Here is a 21,170-nt window from a genome sequence, read left to right as displayed (position 1 = left end):
GTCCTGCTCAGCGGCCACGCAGGCCTGCACCCAGCCGGCGGTACAGCGTGCTGCGGCTGATGCCCAGGCGGCGGGCCGCATGCGCGATGTTGCCGCCGCAGGCGTCCACGGCGGCGCGCATGCTCGACAGGGTGATCGTATCGAGATCGGCATCTGCCGGCGGAGCGGCGGCGACGGTCGGCGGCAGCGACGTGCGCAGGTAGGCCGGCAGCGCGCCCACGTCGATCTCGCTGCCGGGCTCGCTGAGCGCCGCGAGCGTGCGCAGGCTGGCGACCAGCTGGCGCAGGTTGCCCGGCCACGCGTAGCGCGACAGCGTGTCCTGCGCCGCCGTCGTCAGGCGGCGACCCTGCCCGATGCGCTGCCAGAGCGTCTGCACGCGCGCCTCGCGGTCGGTGGCGTCGCGCAGCGGCGGCAGCGCGACGGTGTGGTGCGAGATGCGGTAGTACAGGTCCGCGCGGAAGCGACCCTCGGCGACCGCGTCTTCCAGGTGGCGATGGGTCGCGCAGACCAGGGCGAAATCCAGCTTCACCGGCTTGCCGCCACCCAGCGGCGACAGTTCGCGGTCCTGCAGCACGCGCAGCAGGCGCGGTTGCAGCGCCATCGGCATGTCGCCGATCTCGTCGAGGAACAGCACGCCGCCCTCGGCCTGGCGCAACAGGCCCGCGTTGCCGTCCTTGCGCGCGCCGGTAAAGGCGCCGCTCTCGTAGCCGAACAGTTCCGCCTCGATCAGCCCTTCCGGCAACGCGGCGCAATTGACCGCCACGAACGGCCGCCCGGCACGCGCGCAACGCCGGTGCAGTTCGCGCGAGAACACCTCCTTGCCCGTGCCCGTTTCGCCCAGCACCAGCACCGGGATGCCCGCGTCCAGCACGCGGCGCGCCCGCTCCAATTCGGCATGCTGGGCGTCGTCGAACAGCGGCGCATCGGCCTCTGCTCCCGCGACCGCCGGCGAGACCGTGATCGGCGACGCCGCGCGTGCGCGGCGGGTGCGCGTGGGTTCGTCCACGTGGCCGTACAGCACGCGACCGGTACGGTCGTGCACCGCGCCGTCGGCGCGCAGCCGCGAGACCGCGCCATCGAACAACGCCTCGTACGGGGCGCGTCCCAGGTCGCCGCGCTCCAGCCCGAACAGCGACAGGCCCACCCGGTTGGCGGCGACCAGCCGCCCGTTGCGGAAGGCGAGCAAGCCCTCGCGGGCGGTACCCAGCAGCGCGCGGTTGCTGTGCACGCGCAGCAGGTCGGCATCGACGATGCCTTCGTCGAAGTAGCGATGCTCGATGTGGGCCACCGCCAGTTGCGCGAGTCCGAGCGCATGCACCTGCGCGACCGCGGCATCGCCGGAGATGTCGAGTACGCCGACCATGCGGCCGTAGGGATCGAAGATCGGCGCGGCGGCGCAATTGAGGATGCGGTGCGGCGCGGCGTAGTGCTCGGCACCGCGCACTTCCACCGCATGGCCATCCGCGATCGCCGTGCCGATGGCGTTGGTGCCCACGCGCGCTTCGCTCCAGCAGGCGCCCGGCATCAGCGCCACGCGCCCGGCCTTGTCGAGGAAGGCATCGCTCCCTTCGGCATCCAGGATCCAGCCATCGGCATCGGTGAGGATGGCGATGCTGCCGGTGCTGGTGGCGTCGGCGGCGAGCATTTCCACTTCGGCCCGCGCCAGCCGCCACAGGCGCTCGTGCTGCTCACGCATCGCGCGCAGGCTCGGCGCATCGATGGGCTCGATCGCCGGACGCGCGTTCGCGGCCAGGCCCAGGCCACGGCAGCGGCGCCACGACTGCAGGATGGCGCCGGGCACCTGGCCGACCGGCGAGCGGCCCGCTTCGAAGAACGCACGCCGCGCCTCGAGGAGGGTGTCGTTGCCCGGGGATGCCTGCGTACGTGCCATCGTCCTGTCCCGCCGGCGATGTGTCGCATTCTGCGACAGCCCGACCGCCCGCTGTTCCGATACACACCACAGGCTGCGACAGCCTGCAATCGCTTTCGATGTTGCGTTGCCGCAGACGCAGGTACGAATGCACGTCGCCACGGCATCCGGCGACGTGACGCGCCGCAGCACGCAGATCTGGCACGCCGCCTGCGACTAGGGGACGCACCCGCACCGGGTCCACCTTCCCTTGGAGTCACGATGAACGCAGTCGCCTCGCCCCGCCCCCAGGCCGTCGATCCTTCCGCCCTCTTCAAGCCGCGCTACGGCAACTTCATCGGCGGGCAGTGGGTCGAGCCACGCTCGGGCCAGTATTTCGACAATCCCACACCGGTCACGGGCAAGGTGTTCACCCAGGTGCCGCGCTCCAATGCCGAGGACATCGAACTCGCCCTCGATGCCGCCCACGCCGCCAGGGACGCCTGGGGCAGGACGTCCACCACCGACCGCGCCAACGTGCTGCTGAAGATCGCCGACCGCATCGAGCAGAACCTGGAACTGCTGGCCCACGCCGAGACCTGGGACAACGGCAAGCCGATCCGCGAGACGCTCAACGCGGACATCCCGCTGTGCGTGGACCACTTCCGCTACTTCGCCAGTGCCATCCGCACGCAGGAAGGCAGCATCGGCGAGATCGGCGGCGACACCATCGCCTACCACTTCCATGAGCCGCTGGGCGTGGTCGGCCAGATCATCCCGTGGAATTTCCCGCTGCTGATGGCGTGCTGGAAACTGGCGCCTGCGCTGGCCGCCGGCAACTGCGTGGTGATGAAGCCGGCCGAACAGACGCCGGCCTCCATCCTGGTGCTGATGGAGGTGATCGGCGACCTGCTGCCGCCGGGCGTGCTGAACGTGGTCAACGGCTTCGGCCTGGAAGCGGGCAAGCCGCTGGCCTCCAATCCGCGCATCGCCAAGATCGCCTTCACCGGCGAGACCACCACCGGCCGGCTGATCATGCAGTACGCCAGCCAGAACCTGATCCCGGTGACGCTGGAACTGGGCGGCAAGTCGCCGAACATCTTCTTCGCCGACGTCATGGCCGAGGACGACGATTTCCTCGACAAGGCGGTGGAGGGCTTCGTGCTGTTCGCCTTCAACCAGGGCGAAGTCTGCACGTGTCCGTCCCGCGCGCTGGTGCAGGAATCGATCTACGACCGTTTCATGGACAAGGTGCTCGCCCGCGTCGCCGCGATCAGGCAGGGCAACCCGCTGGACCCGAACACGATGGTCGGCGCGCAGGCGTCCGGCGAACAGCTCGAGAAGATCCTGAGCTACATCGACATCGGCCGGCAGGAAGGCGCCGAGGTCCTGGCCGGCGGCGGGCAGGCCATGCTCGACGGCGACCTGGCCGGCGGCTTCTACGTGAAGCCCACCGTCTTCAAGGGCCACAACCGCATGCGCATCTTCCAGGAGGAGATTTTCGGGCCGGTGGTGTCGGTGACCACGTTCAAGGACGAAGCCGAGGCGCTGGCCATCGCCAACGACACGCTGTACGGCCTGGGCGCGGGGGTGTGGAGCCGCGACGCATCGCGGCTGTACCGCATGGGCCGCGCGATCCAGGCCGGCCGCGTGTGGACCAACTGCTACCACGCCTATCCGGCGCACGCGGCGTTCGGCGGCTACAAGCAGTCGGGCATCGGCCGCGAGAACCACAAGATGATGCTCGACCACTACCAGCAGACCAAGAACCTGCTGGTCAGCTATTCGCCCAAGGCGCTGGGCTTCTTCTGACACCGCATGCGCGGTGCCGTCCGACCGGCGGCATCGCGCCGTTCCCGTGGATTGATCGGAATCAACGTGCCTGCCGCGCTGCCGGCGTAGGTTGGGGCTTCACCAGTAATGACAGGAGCAATGAATGGACAGCACCATGAAAGCCGCCGTCGTGCGGGCGTTCGGCAAGCCGCTGGTGATCGAGGAAGTCCCCGTGCCTCGGCCTGCGGCCGGCGACATCCTGGTGAAGATCGAGGCCTGTGGCGTCTGCCACACCGACCTGCATGCCGCCGAGGGCGACTGGCCGGTCAAACCCAATCCTCCCTTCATTCCCGGCCATGAGGGCGTCGGCCACGTGGTCGCCGTGGGCGCGGGCGTGAGCCACGTGAAGGAGGGCGACCGCGTCGGCATCCCGTGGCTGTACTCCGCCTGCGGCTACTGCGAACACTGCCTCGGCGGCTGGGAAACGCTGTGCGAGACGCAGCAGAACACCGGCTATTCGGTCAACGGCGGTTTCGCCGAATACGCACTGGCCAACGCCGGCTATGTCGGCCACTTGCCGAAGAACATCGGCTTCGTCGAGGTGGCGCCGATCCTCTGCGCCGGCGTGACCGTCTACAAGGGCCTGAAGGTCACCGACACCCGGCCCGGTGACTGGGTGGTGATCTCGGGCATCGGCGGCCTCGGCCACATGGCCGTGCAGTACGCGAAGGCGATGGGCCTGAACGTGGCGGCCGTCGACGTCGACGACGCCAAGCTCGACCTGGCCCGCCGCCTGGGCGCGACCGTCGCCGTCAACGCGAAGACCACCGACCCGGTCGCCTACCTGAAAAAGGAGATCGGCGGTGCGCACGGCGCGCTCGTCACCGCGGTCTCGCCGAAGGCGTTCGAACAGGCCATCGGCATGGTGCGCCGTGGCGGCACGGTGTCGCTCAACGGCCTGCCGCCGGGCCAGTTCCCGCTGGACATCTTCGGCATGGTGCTCAACGGCATCACCGTGCGCGGCTCCATCGTCGGCACGCGGTTGGACCTGCAGGAGTCGCTCGACTTCGCCGCGATGGGCAAGGTCGCGGCCACGGTGGCGACCGACCGGCTGGAGAACATCAACGACGTGTTCGCCCGCATGCACGCCGGCGCGATCGAGGGCCGCGTCGTACTGGATTTCGCCGCCTGAGCGCGGCCGGCGTCCCGCCCATGCACGCCACGCCCCGCGCTTCCGTGCCGCCGCAGGTGACAGCCACGCCGGCGGCGCTGGCGTTGCTCGCACGGCTGCAGGCACGCCATGGCCCGGTGCTGTTCCACCAGTCGGGCGGCTGCTGCGATGGTTCCTCGCCGATGTGCTATCCGGTGGGCGACTTCATCGTCGGCGACCGCGACGTGCGGCTGGGCGAGATCGGCGGTGCCGATGTCTACATCAGCCCGTCGCAGTTCGAATACTGGAAGCACACCCAGCTGATCATCGACGTGGTGCCCGGGCGCGGCGGCATGTTCTCGCTGGAGAACGGCGAAGGCGTGCGCTTCCTGGTGCGCTCGCGGCTGTTCACCGACGAGGAGTTCGCGGCATTGGCGGAGGCGGGGCGGGTCTGACCTCAGTCGGCGGCGGTCCGTTCCTCCGTTCGCGTGCGGGCCAGTCGCGCCTGCGCGTCGCGGGCGGGAAGCGGCATCACGCGCAGCCCGTGTGCACGGCACAGGTCGAAGGCCGGATACAGTGCGCGTCGACCGTTGGCGAAGACGACATGGAGGTCGTGCACGCAGCCCTCGCCGCGGATCTCGACGGTGGCGGCTTCGCCGCCGCCGGCCAGCCGCGTGCCGGCCAGGAGCTCGCGACGGTCGTCGGCGCCGGCCGGTGCCGCGGACAGGGACACGATCGCATCGTGGGCACGGTTCACGACGTACAGATAGTGGCTGCGTTCGCCCGCCTGGACCGGGGCGAACGGAGCGGCGGCGACGAGCAGGGCAACGACGGACAGGCGATGCATGGCGTGATCTCCGGTGACGGGGGCGCCACCGGCGACGCGGGATTGCGTGCGGGGCAGGCGCATCCCGCGCTTCTCCGGACAGGGCGGCAACGGATCCGTGACGAATCGTCGTGCCACCGGGACGAATCGTAGTCCGTGACCTCCGCGCCTTCCCGCGATGCTGGCCCCGCCCTACGATGCGGACGCCGATCAGGAGGGCCGCATGAAAATCCGTCTGGGCAATACCGAGATCGGCCTGTTCCGTTACCTCGCCTTGTGGACGGCGGTCGCGCTGCTGTTCACCCTGCAGACGAAACTCAACAATGGTCTGCATCGTCCCAACTGGCCGCTGTGGGATCTGATCCGCTGGTCGCTGATCCAGTGGTACACGTGGGCAGCGCTGGCTCCCCTCGTGTTCCGCCTGGCCGAGCGCTACCCGGTGAGCAGCCCGCTGCGCCTGCGCGGGCTGGGCAAGCAACTGGTGGCCAGCCTGTGCACGACCTTCGTCGCGATGATGATCGGCGCGCTGGTCTCCACGCTGTTCGAGCCCAGCGGCTTCTTCGAACAGCTCGGCTACTTCCTGGAGCAGCACTTCGCCATCGGCCTGCTGACCTACTGGCTGCTGTTCGCCATCCAGCAGGCCATCCAGTTCCACGCCGAGAAAGCGCGACGCGAACTGGAGGCCAGCCAGCTGGCGACCGAACTCGCGCAGTCGCGCCTGCAGGTCCTGAAGACGCAGCTGCAGCCGCACTTCCTGTTCAACACGCTGCATGCCATCGTCACCCTGCTCGACGAGGACAAGGTCTCCGCCGAAGACATGCTGCTGCGCCTGAGCGAACTGCTGCGCGCGTTCCTGGAGGACTACGACGGCCAGGAGATCCCGCTGCGGCGCGAACTGGAACTGCTCGAGCTCTACCTCGGCATCCAGCGGCACCGCTTCAAGGACCGCCTGACCACACGCATCCACGTCGCGCCCGACGTACTGGAGGCCGCCGTCCCCAGCCTGGTGCTGCAACCCATCGTGGAGAACGCCATCCGCTACGGCATCGGCCAGCACGTCGGCGACGACCGCGTCGAGATCGACTGCCGGCGCGAGGGCGGCGTGCTGTGCATCGACGTACGCAACTTCAACAGCACGCTGGACGAGGGCGGCCATGCGGGCGGGCATGGCATCGGCCTGTCGAACACCCGGATGCGCATGCGCGAACTCTATGGGGACGAGGCCAGCCTGCGGCTGGACCTGATCGTCCCGCGCGGCGTCGCCTGCCGGCTGCGGCTCCCGTTCCGCGAACTGGACGACGACCCGCTGCCGGAGCACGTGCCCGCATGAGCCTCACCGCGCTGGTGATCGACGACGAACCGATCGCACGCCATGCGGTGGTGCGGTTGCTGCGCGAGGATCCCGACATCGAGGTGGCCGGCGAATGCGGCGATGGCGTGTCCGCGGTGGCGGCGATCCGCGACCGGTCGCCCGACCTGGTGTTCCTCGACATCCAGATGCCGGCCATCACCGGCCTGGACGTGGTGGCGACGATCGGCGCGGCGCGCATGCCGGCGACCATCTTCGTCACCGCCTACGAGCAGTTCGCGGTGCGCGCGTTCGAGGCGAACGCGGTGGACTACCTGGTCAAGCCCTTCAGCCGCGAGCGCTTTGCGGAAACGCTGCGCCGGGCGAAGCAGCGGCTGCTGGGTGCACGCGGTGCGGACGCGGACACGACCGCGCGCATCATGCAGGCGCTGGCGTCGCTGCAGCAGCGCAACGCCTACCTGGAGCGGCTGCCCGTCCGCGAGAACGAACGCGTGGTGCTGGTCGACGTGGACGACATCGTCTGGATCAAGGCCAGCGGCAACACGGTGCGACTGCACCTGGCCGACCGCGTGCATGAAGTGCGCGAGACGATGTCGGCACTGGCGGCGCGATTGGATCCGCGCCACTTCGCCCGCGTGCACCGCTCGGCGATCATCAACGTGCGCCGGGTGAAGGACATCCACCCGTGGTTCAACGGCTACCACGTGGTGACGATGGACACCGGCCAGCAGCTGCGCATGAGCCGCTACCAGCACGAAGCGTTCCTGAAACTGGCGACGCTGCGCCGCGAGGACTGACGCGGGCGTTATTCCGATTCCACGCCCGCCAGCGCGAGCACCCAGCCCGGCACCACCGGCTCGCCGGCGTAGAAGTCCTTCGGCTTCTTCTCGGCCATCGCCCAGCGGTGCAACCAGCTGGGGTCGTAGCGGCCGTTGTAGCCGTCCTCGCCACGCGCGTACGCGGGATCGCGCATCGCCTCGTCCAGTGTCACCACGCGGTAGCCGCGGCGCTGCACGCCGGCCACCAGGTCCGCGTAGGCCACGGCGTTCAACTCGTTGGCGTGCAGCAACCAGACCTGCGGCAAGGCATAGCCCAGCAGCGCCTGCGATTGCTGTTCGTAGTAGTCGACCTTGTTGAGCATGTACGGGATATAGCCGCGGCGCAGCCGCTCCAGCGTGGCCGCACGTTCGGGCGTGTCGGGCTGGCCGTCGAGCACGTTGGCGTAGGCGAACGCCCATACCCACTCGCCGTTGTCGACGGTCACCGGCGCGATGCGGTAGCCGTGTTCGCGGAGGAAGGCGGACAACACCGTGCGATCCTCCGGCGTGCGGCCGGCACGCAGGTAGGGATGGCGGAACCAGCGCGGCGCCTGCCCGCGCTCGGCCAGCAGCGGCCGCAGCACGCGCTCGCCGTCGAGGATGTCCTGCTGGAAGGCCGGCAGCCCCACCGCATGCACGTCGAGATGGCCATGCGTGTGGTTGCCCAGTTCGTAGCCGGCGTCGAGCCAGTCGCGCAGCATCGCCACGCGCGCCGGCTGCACCTGCCCGTGGACCTCCAGCTTCCCCTCGTTGACGAAGCCCACCACCGGCACGCTGGCCTGCTTCAGCTGCGCCATCAGCTGCGCGTGGCGCGCGGCCAGTTCCGCCGGTGGCGTCATGTCCATCCGCTGCCACGGCAGGTCGTCGATGGTGATGGCGATGCGACGGTCAGGCTCGGCGGCGTGCGCCGCCAGGGCAGCCAGCGACAACACGATGACTCGCAGGAGAAAGCGCATGCGCGCTCCGGATGGGTGGGGGAGGGGCGAGCTTACCTGTCGCCGCCGTCGCGCCACCACCCCGCCGCACGGAATCACTCACGCATCGTGGTGCGCCTGCAGCCACCGTGCGATCGCAGGCGCCAGCGCGGGATGGTCGGGCACGCGCAGGCCGAAGCCCTCCCGCAGCTCGGCGATTACGTCCTCCACGTCCACCAGCGCGCGCCGCTCGCTGGCGTGGCCGATGCGGTGCAAGGCGACGCTGCCGTTGCCCAGTGTCCTGCGCCAGCCGGGGCCGGTGCGTGCCACGCGCAGCTCGTCGAGGAAGGGCGAATCCGGATGCGTGCTGACGTACCAGTTGCCGACGACGTAGTCGATCTCGGCCTGCGGCTGCAGGTCGAACACGTACAGCGCGCGCCAGTCGGCGGCCACCTGCGCCTGCAGCAGGTACTGCTCGCCTTGCCGCGTGATGCGATACGGCTCGTGCGGCGTGAACTGTGCGTCTTCGCGGTCCAGCTGCAACGACGCGGTCGGGACCATGCCGCCGAAGCCGACATCGACGGTGTAGCGCACGCCGTCGAGGGTCACCAGCGACAGCAGGTGGGTGCGGGCCGTGACGGTACCTTCCGCCTCGCCCATCACCACGCGGCCGGTGATGCCGCGCGCGTCGAACCCCTGCGCCAGCAGCAGCGCCAGGAAGGCGCGGTTGAGCTCGTAGCAGTAACCGCCACGTCCCTCGTGCAGCAGCTTGTGCTCGATGTCGTGCAGGTCCATCGACACCGGCAAGCGCATCAGCGTCGACAGGGTTTCGAACGGGAATGCGGCCGTGTGCCGTCGCTGCAGTTCGCGAAGTGCGTCCAGCGTGGGCGGTGGCGGCCGGTCGTAATCCAGTCGTTGCAGGTATCGGCTGATATCGGTGAGGGAGGGGGACATGGCGACTCCTGGCATGGCAGGCCGCCACGATGCCCCCTCAACCGCGATTGAGGTCAAGCCTGCACAGGCTTTGCGCCAGACCTTTCCGATACCTTCATTCCGCGTGATGACGCCGTGTCCTGCCGATACGGCATGATGCGTAAGAAGGACCACGGACCCCCAAGGATCATCTGATGCGTGCATGGCTGTTGCTGCCCCTCCTGCTGCTGTCTTCCTTCGCCGCGCGCGCGGCCGATGCCTGTCCGCAGCTGTCGCAACAGACGCCGACGGACGTCGCCACGCGCATCGCCGCAGTCGCCTGCCGCGAGCACCTGATGTGGTATCGCCCCTTCATCGACCGCAACGGCCGGCTGGCGAACGCACCGGTGATGGAAGCCGAGGCGTCGCTGCTGTCGATCGGCGACGACCGCGCCTGGCAGCGCGTCGCGCGCTACTGGCGCGACAGTGGCCTGCTCGCTGCCATCGGCCACCGTCGCGGCGCGACCGATTGCCTGTACGCCTCGGCGACCGGGCCGCAGGCCGAGGCCTGCCGCGGCTTCGTGGTGGACACGCCGTGGTCGGCCGCCTTCATCTCGTGGGTAATGCGCGAAGCGCGCGTGCCGGGCTTCCGTGGCTCCAGCCGCCACTTCACGTACGTGCAGGCCGCGTTTCAGAACCCGTCGACGAATGCCTTCGACGTCATCGATGTGGCGCACGCCAAACCGCTGGTCGGCGACCTGATCTGTTACGTGCGCCAGTCCGGCCGGCTGTTCGGTCACGAAGGGCTGGTGCCGTTGCTGCGCAGTGGCAGCTCGCTCGACATGCATTGCGACATCGTGGTGGCGGTCAATCCGGGCAACGACGCCACCGCGTACGCGATCGGCGGCAACGTGCAGCAGGCCGTCACCATGCGGATGCTGCCGCTCAACCGCAACGGCGAGTTCTGGGGCGGGCTGCCGCTGCGCATCGGCGACGGCACGCTGTGCGCGCCCGACAACGAGGCGGCCTGCAACATGAACCGCCAGGACTGGGCGGCGATCCTGCGACTCAAGTCGCCGGAGCAGCTGGCGAAGCTGCCGGGCTACCTGCCGCCCGCGCAGGAAACGCCGGGCAACGAGGGGCCGGAGAAAGCGGAGTGCTGCATTCACTGTGTCGTCGGATCCGGTGTGCCAAGGTGCCCCGCCGACGCCGCCACGCCCGCCGGTACCGCCCCGACGTCCGACACGGAATAGACCCCATGATCCTGCGCCACCGCACTTCCCTGCTCGCCGGCCTGGCCGCGGCCTCGATGACGCTGCTGGGCGCCTGTGCGACGACACCTGCCGCGCCCACCAGCGCCACGCTCGCCGCGGGGCAGCAGGCCACCGTCGACGGCACCATCGTCAGCGTCGACACCACGCCGTGGACCTACGACGGCAGCGCCATCATCAGGATCGCCGCGGCCAACGGCCAGGTCGACGTGCACCTGCCCGCCCGCTGGAACCTGTGCAAGGCACCGCCGCCGGACGATGTGCAATCGCTGAAGGCCGGCGACCGCGTGCAGGCGACCGGCACGGTCACCGACGACGGTGCGCTGGTCGTCTGCGAAGGCCCGCAGCACGGGCTGCGCAGGACGCCCTAGCCCGCCGGCTCACTCCGCTTTCATCCACCGCCCGCTGCCCTGCGACACGACTTCGAAGCGGGCCCACGCACGGAACTCCTCCACGCTGCAGGCACCGGATTGCGCCGCCTGGTCGCCGGCGATCACGTGGTGGTGCAGGCGGTCGGGTGCGGCGTCCGTCGGCCGCTCCTCCTGCGTCAGCACGCGCCGCACGCTCCACAGCTTGCCCAGCTTGCCGTTGCTGTAGGCGCGGCCGGCGATGATGTCCTGCGGGTGGGTGATGTTCTTCTCGGCGTGCTGCTTGGCGAGTTCCAGGAGCTCGGTGAGGTTCTCGGTGGTGATGTCGACGTAGGAGTTGAGCTGCTCCATTGCCGCGGAGAAGTCTTCCTGGGTCAGTTCGAACTGGCGCGCGGCCGGGCGCGTGGCGGGGATGGGCTGGCGGCGCTTGTGCAGGTGCGCGGGGTAGCGGCGCCACGGGAAAAGCGCGTTGAAGGCGATGGCCATGGACAGGATGGCGACCACGTTGATCAGTACCGGCATCAGCAGGTAGCCGTAGCCGAGTTCGTGCACCTGCGAACCGCCGATCACCGCCGCCAGCGCGGTGGCGCCGCCGGGCGGGTGGATGCAGCGCAGGTAGTACATGCCCAGCACGGCGAGGCCGACCGCGAGGGCGGCGGTCCAGGCGTGGCCGGGGAACAGTTTCTGGCAGCTCACGCCGATGAAGGCGGACAGCAGGTGCCCGCCCACCACGGCCCACGGCTGCGACAGCGCGCCCTGCGGCACGGCGAACAGCAGCACGGCGGACGCGCCCATCGAGGTGACCATCAGCACGCCGCCGACGGCACCGGATGCGTGTTCGGGAAAGGTCCAGCGGGTCAGCCAGACCACCGCCACGATGCCGAGCAGCGCGCCGATGCCGGAGATCCACTTCTCGCCGTGGCGCGTGGTGTTGCGCTCGATGCCCAGCAGCAGGCGCAACTCGGTCAGGCGGGAGGGCGGGCTCATGGGCGGGCGAACGAGGGCGGCGACGCAGTCTATGCGAAGGACGCGCCCATTCCGCCACGTAGGGCGGGCCCAGGCCCGCCATCGCGGAACGTCAGGCGCGCTCGCTGAGCAATCCGATCCGGCGGAACCACATCTCCAGCGGCACGGTCACCAGCGGCGGCACGGCAACTCGTCTGTTGTCGCTCCAATCCGATGCCAATGACGGGTGCAGACAGATCCACTATCCTGGAACGCGGGGTCGGGAGTGGACGCATGGCGATCGAAGACGGGGTAGCTGGGGAATCGTGGTCGGCCGCTGAGGTCGAGGTCACGGTGCTTGCTTACCTGCGCATGCTTCGGATGCAGGAGTTGGGACAGACGTTCGTCAAGGCTCAGGTCATTCGGCAGCTTGCCAGCCAGATTCCCGCGCGGAACACGGGCGCCATCGAGTACAAGTTCCGCAACATCAGCGCCGTGCTCCATGCCTTGGGCGTGCAGTCCGTGTCCGGATACAGGCCGTTGGCCAACGTCCAGAAGCTGCTGATCAATGTTGTGGGCGAGCTACTGACGCGGGATGTGGCGCTTGATCAAGCCGCCATTCGAAGCGTGGAGACCGCTGCCGAGCCGCCGCTGATCACGGATTTCTCAGACTTCGTGGTCGGGGTGCCTGCGCCGAAGTATCGAGTCAACGATGCGGCCGCCGCAGCCATCCAGCGCATCGCCATCAAGCGCGACTATCTGGAGCGGGAGGCGCGGAATCGCTCGCTTGGGCATGCAGGCGAACTGGTCGTCATGGAGTTCGAGGCCCGCAGGTTGTTCAACGAGGGTGCCAAGCAACTGGTCGACCGCATCGAGCACACGTCCAGTCTGAAAGGCGATGGACTCGGCTACGACATCCTGTCGTATGACGCCGACGGCCGCGAGAGGTTCATCGAGGTAAAGACCACGTCCTATGACGCGGAGACACCCTTCTTCGTGAGTTCGAACGAGGTGGGCTTTTCGGAAGAGGCCGTTGACCGCTTCCACCTCTACCGCCTGTTCGACTTCCGCAAGAGCCCGCGCATGTTCTCGCTCAACGGCCCCATTACGGCGAATTGCCTGCTGGATCCGGTGAGCTACCGAGCAACACTCGTAGGCAACTGAGTCCGACAACAACGTAGGGCGGGCCCAGGCCCGCCGCCCTGCGGTATCAAACGCGTGCGCTGAGCAATCCGATCCGGCGGAACCCCATCTCCAGCGGCACGGTCACCAGCGGCGGCACGGCGGCGAGCACCGCCAGCAGCGTGGCCCACCACGGCCAGCGCAGGCGCAGCGCGGCCAGCACGGTGACGACGACGTAGAACAGGAACGCGCCGCCATGCAGCGGCCCGAATATCTTGACGCCCAGTTCGTTGGCCACCGGCCCGTACTTGAGGAACATGCCGATCAGCAGACCGGCCCAGGTGAAGCCTTCCAGGAAGGCAGCGACAGCGAACAGGCGCCCGGCGGGCGCGAGTGGGCGGGACATGCGGGAGCTCCAGTGAGGGAATGCCGGATGCGATGGCGGCTGCGCTCGCTGGCGGTGAAATTCTACGCGTCCAGCCCTTCCGAGTTCGCAGGTCAAACGAGGCAGCACACCAAGGACTCAAGGACTGGTCACTTGCATTGAACTAGCGAGGAAGAACTCATACTGCTGACAACATTGCCAACGCGCCATCTGAGACAAGCGTTTTCTTCTTTCCGGACGAGGTAGAAGCAATTGTTTCCAAGGAGTCTTTCAACCAAACAAGCAAGGCAGCCGCAACATAAGTTGCACGCTTCATCTCTGGAACTGCGGACTCCGGCTCAGGAATTGATGCCAGCCCATCTCTTGCGGCTCTTAGAATTTTTAAGAGGTCACCGACTTCAACACTGCTTCCCTCATAGGGATACCAAGAGCCGTAATCGAACCTGTAGTTCACTGAATTCCTGATCTCCGATAACCACGATCCATTGGCCGAACCGCCAAAGCTTAAACCAGAACCCAAAGAAGACAGCTCTTTCAAAGCTGCAGCTTTCTCAGCACTCAACCTGGAACTCGCCTTGATGGAGATTTTAAGGTCGTCGAGAAACCGTTTGAATCCAATCCAGAACTGGATGTGTACTCCGCCAGCGCCATTCAAAGCATCAATTCCAATCGAGCTTCCCGTCGTGCCTATCGGCCTAACAAAATAAAGTCCTTGCCCCAAAACATGCTTGCTAGAGCTTCCTTCAAAGCCGGTGAGCCGAGCCATTTCGTTGATTGATGCACACTCGACTGAGTTGAGATTCGTGCATGAATACCCAGAAAATCTCATCAACGCGTTAGCGGCAAAGAAAGCGGCGTAGTAGATAGATATGACCACCCAGGCACAGCGCCGCTCATCCATACCTTTGGGAACGCTGAGAAAAGAGCCAGCGCTCTCCAACGAAGCAATAGAGAGCCGCAATGCGTCATTTACCGACGCCTGAGCAAATCCATCATAGGCGTTCGCAGAAATTCGCGCCCGATTTTTTCCAATCCTATCGTCGAAAACCCAGTCACCGTCAACAAGCCAGTCCCTGACCCCAAGCTCAGAGGAAGCTTGCTTTCTCGTGACGCCCGACAACCACATTTCCCTACTGAGTACGGATAGTGATTTCATATGGTCAAGCCGGACTTCAACCTCTTCTTCATCTCCATTGAAAGATCGAGAATGGAGCTCTTAGGATTGACGAAGGTAGATGACGTCAAGTCAAAGATTGGCGATATGACGGCAGCGAAATTGTCCGCAGTGTATTTGGCCTTGTATTTATCTTGAACTCTTTGAACCACATCGGGAAAGACGTCCAAGAACGCCCGAAAAGTTGTCTTTCTAGCAATCGAGGCCTCTACGCTTTTTGCCCTCAGTCCCGAAGTGACGGCAATGAAGTACGCATTGAAAGTCGTGTAAGTAAAAACAATATCTTTTCCTTCAAACATATCTAGGTGCTGTCGCAACCCAACGTTGAATGTGACCCTATCAATCTTCTGCGCTGCTTTTTTTGTTGAACTTGTCCAACCAAGTAGTGCACTCTTGGAGTCAGCATGAAACAGGTCGAATAGCTGACTGAGTGTAGCCTCGACATCGCTCTCCGTTTTAGCAAGCCCCTTGATGGCCAGCAGAAGCTCCTTCGGAACAGGACGCTGCTTGGTGTTTATGTCGATGAATAGCTGCGCCTCTTGCTCTTTTGAGAGTCCGTCATAAACAACGACCGGAACGCGAAGTGAGGTCTTCGCTTTTGCGAAGCCAAAAACTCGGTGTTGCCCGTCAAGAATTAGAAATGCAGTCGGCCCAAATTTGAATGCGGCAGTCTTTGATCTGTCTACACTCCGGAAGTCAGACTCACTTTGTGCTGACAACACAACGGAGCTTGGAATGGTTCCGCCTCCATCTACATAATCAGCGATTTCCTGAGCACGCTTTTCACTCAGAACTCTCTGAAAGCCATGCTCGGGATCCTCGTCTTTAGAGGTCGCATAGCAGCAAGCCGCCAGAACGTTCGACGGCATTGTTAACGTATAGAACCGGTGATCCCCTTGGCGTACCAAGCTAATGGCGTAGCGCACCTCATCACCAACACTCGGCACTTCATCTTCCGCCAATTTGGCGAGCTTCTTCTTTCTTGCCGTGGCCATATAAGACATCACTCCTCTAATTCTCAAAGATGGGGAGACACGCGAAGTCGACCAAACAGAAGTGGACCGTTTGTCAATCTCCAAGATGCAGGCCTGTCTCCAGCTCAGACTAGGTGTCTACCAAACCTGATGAACGGCGCGAACCGTCCACGCTCTAAGCTGCTCAAGCTCGGCCTTACGGCATCCCTTACTCAAGGATTGAGGGACCTTCATCCTCCAGGCCCAGGAAGGCGCTTAGGCGCCAAAACTCTACCTCAAGCGCTACCCGAAAGGCCTTATCCCTCGGCGCACGCCCCTCCACATACCCAAACGCCGCTCGCAGCTCCCCCTCTACCACACTAAGATTCGCCCACCCGATCACCCGCTCACCCCACAGCACCGGTAGCGCGTAATACCCCAGCTTCCGCTTCGGTGCCGGCGTGTACGCCTCGAAGCGGTACGTCCAGCCCCAGAACATCTCGAACCGACGCCGATCCCACACCACCGGGTCGAACGGCGTCAGCAGGCGCACCTGGTCGTCCGGTTTCCAGCGCCGCGAGCGCGGATCCTCGTCGGCCGGCCAGTACCAGTCCACCCCGTCGACCCGCGCCGTGCCCAAGCGCTGGAGCGCACGCTTCAACGCCGCCGCACGCAGGCCCGTCCACTGCGGCACACCGCTGCGCAGATAGCCCAGCAACTGCCCCAGGCTGGCCGCCGGCAACGGGGCGTACGTGTTGACGATGATGTCGAGCAACGCATCCAGCCGCGCCTCCGCATCGGACATCGCGACCGGTGTCGCATCGCCGATGCGTGGCGCATAGACCCGCGTGCCGCCCTCGCGCCGCGCGACCCGCAACAACCCGCGGTAGTGCATGCCGTCCAGCAACTGCGTGCTGGCATTGGACGAACCGCCGAACCAGTTGGTAGTCTTGCCATGCCCGAAATGCGCATCCACCTCGCGCGGATGCGCGGTGCCGCGCTCGCTGACGAAGTCCAGCACCGCACGCGCCTGCTTCCAGCGCGCGGGCGTCCACGCCTCGCGCGCCGTGCGCGGATGCATCAGATGATGATGCTCGCGCGGGAGAAAACCGTAGTTGACGAAGAAGTCTTCTTCCAGCGGCAGGCGGGGATATCGCCGCTCCAGGTCGCCGGCGCAATAGCCGGCGACGCGGTGGCGCAGGGTCAGGTCCTGCGCGCGTGCCGGCGCCCGGATCGGGTCTGCCTGCACGAAGCCCAGCCGCTGGATCGCCCGCGGCAGGGTGGTCGGTTTGAACAGGCTGCGAGCGATGGCATAGCGGCGCAGATGGTCGAGGGTGAGTGTCATGCCGAAGGCGCACGCTGCCGGACGGTGTTGGCACTCATCCCTGTTTGACCTGCGCGACACGCCGCTTGCCTGCGCCGATTGGCGCGGCCGGTGCCACAGTCCGCTTGCCCACCTTGCGGCCCGGCTTGGCTCGCTTGCTGACCAGCGCAAACCGGTAGCCCATGGCATCGGCCACCTTCAGCACCGTGCCGAAGCTCGGGTTTCCGCTGCTGGACAACGCCTTGTACAGGCCTTCGCGCGTCAACCCGGTGTCGCGCGCCAGCTGGCTCATGTTGCGGGCCCGTGCCGCCACGCCCAGCGCATGCACCAGGAACGCCGGATCATCACCCGCCTCCTCGAAGCACGCGTCGAGATAGGCGGTGATGTCCGCCTCGGACTTCAGGTACTCCGCCGAATCCCAGGGCGTGGTCTTCAGTGCCATGTCAGTTCTCCAACGCGTTCGCCAACGCCAATGCCGCCTTGATGTCCGCACGCTGCGATGCCTTGTCGCCTCCGCACAGCAGCACCACCCACGCATCGCCGTGGCGGGTGAAGTAAACGCGGTAGCCCGGGCCGTAATCGATCTTCATCTCGCATACCCCGCCGGACAGCACGCGATGCTGCCCCGGATTGCCGAAGCCGAGCCGATCGATCCGCGCCTGGATGCGCATCCTCGCCTGACGGTCGCGCAGTGAAACGAACCAGTCCTCGAACATCCGCGTCTTCCTGACCTCGATCATGCAGCGTCATCCTTGACGTCGATCTGGCCGGAACTGTGAACCCTGGTTTACGGACTGTCAATCGGTCGGCCAACAAAAAAGCGGCCGAAGCCGCTTGCATGACGGGAGGTGCGAGGGCCGTTCCGCCATCCTTCCAGGCGTCACTTCGTCAGCGCGCGCTCACGCCGCGACGTCGACGTACTCCACTTGGCTCAAAGGCAACGGAATCGCCATGCCGTCCTCGCGCAATCCCGTGAGATGCAACGCAATGGCGTCGCGGATCAGCCGCCCCACCTCAGCCTTGGTCGCGCCGGTAGCCACACAGCCCGGCAAGTCCGGCACATAGGCGGAATAATTGCCGCCCGTTTGTTCGATGACGATGGCATAGCGCATGGACGTCACCTCTCGATAGTGCGGCTCATGGCTTCGAGGACCGCACGTAGCGTCGAGCTTGCTCGACTCCGCAGTAGCGATCGTCACGCTGAGGAATCGCGAAGCAGCGGAGCAAGCTCCGCTCTACGACTTACCTCTCCCGCATGCGGGAGAGGGAGTGCGCGACATCACACGGTGACCGGGTTCGCCTTGTCCACGTCGATCTTGTACTGCTTGATCGCGCGGGCGACGTCCTTGCCGGTCATCTTGCCTTCCTTCGCCAGCGCGGCGATGGCGGCGTGGGCGATGTAGTAGCGGTCGACTTCGAAGTGGCGACGCAGGTTGGCGCGGGTGTCGCTGCGGCCGAAGCCGTCCGTGCCCAGTGCGGTGTACGCCATCGGTACGAATGCGCGGATCTGGTCGCTGTAGGCGCGCACGTAGTCGGTGGCGGCGATGGCCGGGCCCTGGCGGCCTTCCAGCAGCTCGGTCACGTACGCCTTGCGCGGCGTCTTCGCTTCCGGGTTCAGGCGGTTCCAGCGTTCGGCATCGAATCCATCGCGACGCAGTTCGTTGAAGCTGGGGCACGACCAGATGTCGGCGGTGACGCCGAAATCCTTGTCCAGCAGCTCGGCCGCCGCGATCGCCTCGCGCAGGATGGTGCCGCTGCCCAGCAGCTGCACGCGCAGCTCGCCCTTCTTCGGCTTGCCGGCGTCGGTGAGCAGGTACATGCCCTTGATGATGCCCTCGGCCGCGCCTTCCGGCATGTCCGGGTGGGTGTAGTTCTCGTTCATCAGGGTGACGTAGTAGTACTCGTCCACCTGCTCCTGCAGCATCTTCTGCATGCCGTGCTGCAGGACCACCGCGACCTCGAAACCGAAGGTCGGGTCGTAGCTGCGCACGTTGGGGATGCTGCCGGCGATGACGTGGCTGAAACCGTCCTCGTGCTGCAGGCCTTCGCCGTTGAGCGTGGTGCGGCCCGCGGTGCCGCCCAGCAGGAAGCCGCGCGTGCGCATGTCCGCCGCCTGCCACGCGATGTCGCCGATGCGCTGGAAGCCGAACATGGAGTAGTAGATGTAGAACGGCAGCATCGGCACGTTGCTGACCGAATAGCTGGTGCCCGCCGCCATCCACGACGACATCGCGCCCGGCTCGCTGATGCCCTGCTGCAGTACCTGGCCGGACTGGTCTTCGCGGTAGTACATCAGCTGGTCGGCGTCGACCGGCTTGTACTTCTGCCCGAACGGCGCGTAGATGCCGATCTGGCGGAACATGCCTTCCATGCCGAACGTGCGCGCCTCGTCGGCGACGATCGGCACCAGGCGCGGACCGACCTGCTTGTCGCGCAGCGCGATGTTCAGGCCCTGCACGAATGCCATGGTGGTCGAGATCTCGCGCTCGCCGGTGCTCTTCAGCAGACGGTCGAAGGCTTCCAGCTTCGGCGTCTCGAACGATTCGCTGGCCTTGCGGCGACGCTGCGGCAGGTAGCCGCCGAGCGCGGCGCGGCGCGACTTCAGGTACTGGATTTCCGGCGAGTCCTCGCCCGGGTGGTAGAACGGCACCTGCGCCGACTCTTCCAGCTGCTTGTCGCTGACCGGGATGTTGAAGCGGTCGCGGAACGTGCGGATGGCTTCGTCGTCCAGCTTCTTGGTCTGGTGGGTCGGGTTGAGCGATTCGCCCGCCGAGCCCATGCCGTAGCCCTTCACCGTCTTGGCCAGGATCACCGTGGGCATGCCCTTGGTGTTCACCGCTTCGTGGTAGGCCGCATAGACCTTGTGCGGATCGTGGCCGCCGCGGTTGAGGCGCCAGATGTCGTCGTCGGACAGGTTGGCGACCATGGCCGCCGTCTCCGGGTACTTGCCGAAGAAGTTGTCGCGCGTGTACTTGCCGCCGAACGCCTTGCAGTTCTGGTACTCGCCGTCGACGGTTTCCATCATCAGCTTCTTCAGCATGCCGCTGGTGTCGCGCGCGAGGAGCGGATCCCAGTAGCTGCCCCACAGCAGCTTGATGACGTTCCAGCCGCCGCCGCGGAACACGCCTTCCAGTTCCTGGATGATCTTGCCGTTGCCGCGCACCGGGCCGTCCAGGCGCTGCAGGTTGCAGTTGACGACGAAGATCAGGTTGTCCAGGCCTTCGCGGCCGGCCAGCGCGATGGCGCCGAGGGTTTCCGGCTCGTCGCTCTCGCCGTCGCCGATGAAGCACCACACCTTGCGGTCGGACTTCTCGATCAGGCCGCGGTGCTCCAGGTACTTCATGAACTGCGCCTGGTAGATCGCCGCCAGCGGGCCCAGGCCCATCGACACGGTCGGGGTCTGCCAGTAGTCCGGCATCAGCCACGGGTGCGGGTAGGACGAGATGCCCTGGCCGTCGACTTCCATGCGGAAGTTGTCGAGCTGCTGCTCGCTGATGCGGCCTTCCAGGAACGAGCGCGCGTAGATGCCCGGCGCGCTGTGGCCCTGGATGAACAGCAGGTCGCCCGGATGGCTGTCGCTCGGGGCGCGCCAGAAGTGGTTGAAGCCGACGTCATAGAGCGTCGCGCCGGAGGCGAAGCTGGCGATGTGGCCGCCGAGGTCGCCGGGCTTGCGGTTGGCGCGCACGACGGTGGCCATCGCGTTCCAGCGGATGATCGAACGGATGCGCCATTCCAGCGCGGCGTCACCGGGGCTCTTGGCCTCGTTCTGCGGCGCGATGGTGTTGACGTATTCGGTGGTCGGCGAGAACGGCAGGTAGGCGCCGGCGCGGCGGGTGACTTCCACCATGCCTTCGAGCAACTGGTGAGCACGCAGGGCGCCGTTCTTCTCGATGACCGCCTGCATGGAATCGATCCACTCGCGGGATTCCTGCGGATCCGGATCGCTCTGCAACATCTCGTTCAACCAGTTCATTCCCACTCCTGTTGCGCCGCGCGTGGGGGCGTGGCGTTGCCGTTCTTGTAGAGCGTTGAAGTGTAACGCACGCACCCCGCGCGGGGCCTGGCTACGCAGGCGTA

General features: G+C 66.2%; 20 protein-coding genes and 1 pseudogene. 8 read left to right on the top strand and 13 right to left on the bottom strand.

What is annotated here, in order from left to right; translation table 11 throughout:
- Positions 1 to 7: 7 nt before the first annotated feature.
- Positions 8 to 1,891 (bottom strand): sigma-54-dependent Fis family transcriptional regulator, encoded by a 1,884-nt coding sequence (locus ACGHX3_RS01690; RefSeq protein WP_394696173.1) that lies wholly within the window; start codon positions 1,889 to 1,891, stop codon positions 8 to 10.
- A 240-nt stretch (positions 1,892 to 2,131) separates the two neighbouring features.
- Here ACGHX3_RS01690 and adh point away from each other — a divergent pair, with 240 nt between their 5' ends.
- The 3 genes from adh to ACGHX3_RS01675 all read left to right on the top strand — a co-directional run bounded on the left by adh (position 2,132) and on the right by ACGHX3_RS01675 (position 5,227).
- Positions 2,132 to 3,661 carry an aldehyde dehydrogenase gene (gene adh, locus ACGHX3_RS01685; RefSeq protein ID WP_394696172.1) on the top strand — a complete coding sequence of 510 codons (1,530 nt, stop codon included), beginning with the start codon at positions 2,132 to 2,134 and terminating at the stop codon, positions 3,659 to 3,661.
- Positions 3,662 to 3,785: 124 nt separating this feature from the next.
- Positions 3,786 to 4,814 carry an alcohol dehydrogenase AdhP gene (gene adhP, locus ACGHX3_RS01680; protein ID WP_162335860.1) on the top strand — a complete coding sequence of 343 codons (1,029 nt, stop codon included), beginning with the start codon at positions 3,786 to 3,788 and terminating at the stop codon, positions 4,812 to 4,814.
- A gap of 20 nt (positions 4,815 to 4,834) precedes the next feature.
- On the top strand, positions 4,835 to 5,227 hold the full coding sequence (locus ACGHX3_RS01675; protein WP_394696171.1) for a DUF779 domain-containing protein: 393 nt from the start codon (positions 4,835 to 4,837) through the stop codon (positions 5,225 to 5,227).
- A 2-nt stretch (positions 5,228 to 5,229) separates the two neighbouring features.
- On the opposite strand, the gene ACGHX3_RS01670 is transcribed toward ACGHX3_RS01675, so the two are convergent.
- Positions 5,230 to 5,682, bottom strand: a complete 453-nt coding sequence (locus ACGHX3_RS01670; protein ID WP_394696170.1) for a hypothetical protein — start codon at positions 5,680 to 5,682, stop codon at positions 5,230 to 5,232.
- Between the two features lie 139 nt (positions 5,683 to 5,821).
- Between ACGHX3_RS01670 and ACGHX3_RS01665 the strand changes: the two genes are divergently transcribed.
- Together ACGHX3_RS01665 and ACGHX3_RS01660 are read left to right on the top strand one after the other, a co-directional pair.
- Entirely contained in the window at positions 5,822 to 6,928 is a 1,107-nt protein-coding gene (locus ACGHX3_RS01665) for a sensor histidine kinase (protein WP_162335863.1), read from the top strand.
- Positions 6,925 to 7,704 carry a LytR/AlgR family response regulator transcription factor gene (locus ACGHX3_RS01660; RefSeq protein WP_394696169.1) on the top strand — a complete coding sequence of 260 codons (780 nt, stop codon included), beginning with the start codon at positions 6,925 to 6,927 and terminating at the stop codon, positions 7,702 to 7,704. Before ACGHX3_RS01665 ends, ACGHX3_RS01660 begins: the two co-directional genes overlap by 4 nt.
- A gap of 8 nt (positions 7,705 to 7,712) precedes the next feature.
- On the opposite strand, the gene ACGHX3_RS01655 is transcribed toward ACGHX3_RS01660, so the two are convergent.
- Entirely contained in the window at positions 7,713 to 8,681 is a 969-nt protein-coding gene (locus ACGHX3_RS01655) for a polysaccharide deacetylase family protein (protein WP_394696168.1), read from the bottom strand.
- A gap of 78 nt (positions 8,682 to 8,759) precedes the next feature.
- Complete coding sequence (locus ACGHX3_RS01650) at positions 8,760 to 9,593, bottom strand: arylamine N-acetyltransferase (protein WP_394696167.1); 834 nt, start codon at positions 9,591 to 9,593, stop codon at positions 8,760 to 8,762.
- 173 nt (positions 9,594 to 9,766) lie between these two features.
- On the opposite strand from ACGHX3_RS01650, the gene ACGHX3_RS01645 reads away from it, so the two are divergent.
- Both ACGHX3_RS01645 and ACGHX3_RS01640 read left to right on the top strand, forming a co-directional pair.
- On the top strand, positions 9,767 to 10,804 hold the full coding sequence (locus ACGHX3_RS01645; RefSeq protein ID WP_394696166.1) for a DUF2272 domain-containing protein: 1,038 nt from the start codon (positions 9,767 to 9,769) through the stop codon (positions 10,802 to 10,804).
- A 5-nt stretch (positions 10,805 to 10,809) separates the two neighbouring features.
- Positions 10,810 to 11,193 (top strand): hypothetical protein, encoded by a 384-nt coding sequence (locus tag ACGHX3_RS01640; RefSeq protein WP_394696165.1) that lies wholly within the window; start codon positions 10,810 to 10,812, stop codon positions 11,191 to 11,193.
- A 9-nt stretch (positions 11,194 to 11,202) separates the two neighbouring features.
- Here the strand turns inward: ACGHX3_RS01640 and ACGHX3_RS01635 are convergent, their stop codons facing one another.
- Positions 11,203 to 12,177, bottom strand: a complete 975-nt coding sequence (locus ACGHX3_RS01635) for an HPP family protein (protein ID WP_394696164.1) — start codon at positions 12,175 to 12,177, stop codon at positions 11,203 to 11,205.
- Between the two features lie 252 nt (positions 12,178 to 12,429).
- Here ACGHX3_RS01635 and ACGHX3_RS01630 point away from each other — a divergent pair, with 252 nt between their 5' ends.
- Entirely contained in the window at positions 12,430 to 13,299 is an 870-nt protein-coding gene (locus ACGHX3_RS01630; protein ID WP_394696163.1) for a DUF3883 domain-containing protein, read from the top strand.
- Between the two features lie 46 nt (positions 13,300 to 13,345).
- Here ACGHX3_RS01630 and ACGHX3_RS01625 read toward each other — a convergent pair whose 3' ends face one another.
- The 8 genes and pseudogenes from ACGHX3_RS01625 to aceE all read right to left on the bottom strand — a co-directional run bounded on the left by ACGHX3_RS01625 (position 13,346) and on the right by aceE (position 21,066).
- Positions 13,346 to 13,663, bottom strand: coding sequence for a DUF3817 domain-containing protein (locus ACGHX3_RS01625; RefSeq protein WP_394696162.1), 318 nt, complete (start codon positions 13,661 to 13,663; stop codon positions 13,346 to 13,348).
- Positions 13,664 to 13,820: 157 nt separating this feature from the next.
- On the bottom strand, positions 13,821 to 14,798 hold the full coding sequence (locus ACGHX3_RS01620) for a hypothetical protein (protein WP_394696161.1): 978 nt from the start codon (positions 14,796 to 14,798) through the stop codon (positions 13,821 to 13,823).
- Positions 14,795 to 15,820: a DGQHR domain-containing protein gene (locus tag ACGHX3_RS01615; RefSeq protein ID WP_394696160.1), complete on the bottom strand. Its 1,026-nt coding sequence runs from the start codon at positions 15,818 to 15,820 to the stop codon at positions 14,795 to 14,797. The genes ACGHX3_RS01620 and ACGHX3_RS01615 overlap by 4 nt, the downstream gene beginning before the upstream one ends.
- A gap of 178 nt (positions 15,821 to 15,998) precedes the next feature.
- A complete protein-coding gene (locus ACGHX3_RS01610; RefSeq protein ID WP_394696159.1) occupies positions 15,999 to 17,114 on the bottom strand; it encodes a DNA glycosylase AlkZ-like family protein in 1,116 nt (371 codons plus the stop codon).
- A 142-nt stretch (positions 17,115 to 17,256) separates the two neighbouring features.
- Positions 17,257 to 17,535, bottom strand: a pseudogene (locus ACGHX3_RS01605) (addiction module antidote protein); the annotation flags it as partial.
- Between the two features lies 1 nt (position 17,536).
- Positions 17,537 to 17,833 (bottom strand): type II toxin-antitoxin system RelE/ParE family toxin, encoded by a 297-nt coding sequence (locus ACGHX3_RS01600; RefSeq protein ID WP_313928080.1) that lies wholly within the window; start codon positions 17,831 to 17,833, stop codon positions 17,537 to 17,539.
- Positions 17,834 to 17,992: 159 nt separating this feature from the next.
- On the bottom strand, positions 17,993 to 18,205 hold the full coding sequence (locus ACGHX3_RS01595; protein ID WP_313928081.1) for a type II toxin-antitoxin system HicB family antitoxin: 213 nt from the start codon (positions 18,203 to 18,205) through the stop codon (positions 17,993 to 17,995).
- A gap of 167 nt (positions 18,206 to 18,372) precedes the next feature.
- Positions 18,373 to 21,066 carry a pyruvate dehydrogenase (acetyl-transferring), homodimeric type gene (gene aceE / locus ACGHX3_RS01590; protein WP_162335877.1) on the bottom strand — a complete coding sequence of 898 codons (2,694 nt, stop codon included), beginning with the start codon at positions 21,064 to 21,066 and terminating at the stop codon, positions 18,373 to 18,375.
- Positions 21,067 to 21,170: the final 104 nt, after the last annotated feature.

Origin of the sequence: Pseudoxanthomonas japonensis (assembly GCF_043632995.1) — a bacterium.
GTDB classification, from domain to species: Bacteria; Pseudomonadota; Gammaproteobacteria; order Xanthomonadales; family Xanthomonadaceae; genus Pseudoxanthomonas_A; species Pseudoxanthomonas_A japonensis.
The sequence above is the reverse complement of the archived record's forward strand: the minus strand, read 5'-3'. Positions and strand labels throughout refer to the sequence as shown.

Bases quoted from the DNA above. Each gene is read 5' to 3' on its own strand.
- ACGHX3_RS01610 (WP_394696159.1), bottom strand. From the start codon at position 17,114: ATGACACTCACCCTCGACCATCTGCGCCGCTATGCCATCGCTCGCAGC.
- ACGHX3_RS01635 (WP_394696164.1), bottom strand. From the start codon at position 12,177: ATGAGCCCGCCCTCCCGCCTGACCGAGTTGCGCCTGCTGCTGGGCATC.
- ACGHX3_RS01665 (WP_162335863.1), top strand. From the start codon at position 5,822: ATGAAAATCCGTCTGGGCAATACCGAGATCGGCCTGTTCCGTTACCTC.
- ACGHX3_RS01660 (WP_394696169.1), top strand. From the start codon at position 6,925: ATGAGCCTCACCGCGCTGGTGATCGACGACGAACCGATCGCACGCCAT.
- ACGHX3_RS01630 (WP_394696163.1), top strand. From the start codon at position 12,430: ATGGCGATCGAAGACGGGGTAGCTGGGGAATCGTGGTCGGCCGCTGAG.
- ACGHX3_RS01600 (WP_313928080.1), bottom strand. From the start codon at position 17,833: ATGATCGAGGTCAGGAAGACGCGGATGTTCGAGGACTGGTTCGTTTCA.
- ACGHX3_RS01620 (WP_394696161.1), bottom strand. From the start codon at position 14,798: ATGAAATCACTATCCGTACTCAGTAGGGAAATGTGGTTGTCGGGCGTC.
- ACGHX3_RS01655 (WP_394696168.1), bottom strand. From the start codon at position 8,681: ATGCGCTTTCTCCTGCGAGTCATCGTGTTGTCGCTGGCTGCCCTGGCG.
- ACGHX3_RS01595 (WP_313928081.1), bottom strand. From the start codon at position 18,205: ATGCGCTATGCCATCGTCATCGAACAAACGGGCGGCAATTATTCCGCC.
- ACGHX3_RS01625 (WP_394696162.1), bottom strand. From the start codon at position 13,663: ATGTCCCGCCCACTCGCGCCCGCCGGGCGCCTGTTCGCTGTCGCTGCC.
- ACGHX3_RS01675 (WP_394696171.1), top strand. From the start codon at position 4,835: ATGCACGCCACGCCCCGCGCTTCCGTGCCGCCGCAGGTGACAGCCACG.
- ACGHX3_RS01690 (WP_394696173.1), bottom strand. From the start codon at position 1,891: ATGGCACGTACGCAGGCATCCCCGGGCAACGACACCCTCCTCGAGGCG.
- aceE (WP_162335877.1), bottom strand. From the start codon at position 21,066: ATGAACTGGTTGAACGAGATGTTGCAGAGCGATCCGGATCCGCAGGAA.
- ACGHX3_RS01615 (WP_394696160.1), bottom strand. From the start codon at position 15,820: ATGTCTTATATGGCCACGGCAAGAAAGAAGAAGCTCGCCAAATTGGCG.
- ACGHX3_RS01650 (WP_394696167.1), bottom strand. From the start codon at position 9,593: ATGTCCCCCTCCCTCACCGATATCAGCCGATACCTGCAACGACTGGAT.
- adh (WP_394696172.1), top strand. From the start codon at position 2,132: ATGAACGCAGTCGCCTCGCCCCGCCCCCAGGCCGTCGATCCTTCCGCC.
- ACGHX3_RS01640 (WP_394696165.1), top strand. From the start codon at position 10,810: ATGATCCTGCGCCACCGCACTTCCCTGCTCGCCGGCCTGGCCGCGGCC.
- ACGHX3_RS01670 (WP_394696170.1), bottom strand. From the start codon at position 5,682: ATGCGCCTGCCCCGCACGCAATCCCGCGTCGCCGGTGGCGCCCCCGTC.
- ACGHX3_RS01645 (WP_394696166.1), top strand. From the start codon at position 9,767: ATGCGTGCATGGCTGTTGCTGCCCCTCCTGCTGCTGTCTTCCTTCGCC.
- adhP (WP_162335860.1), top strand. From the start codon at position 3,786: ATGGACAGCACCATGAAAGCCGCCGTCGTGCGGGCGTTCGGCAAGCCG.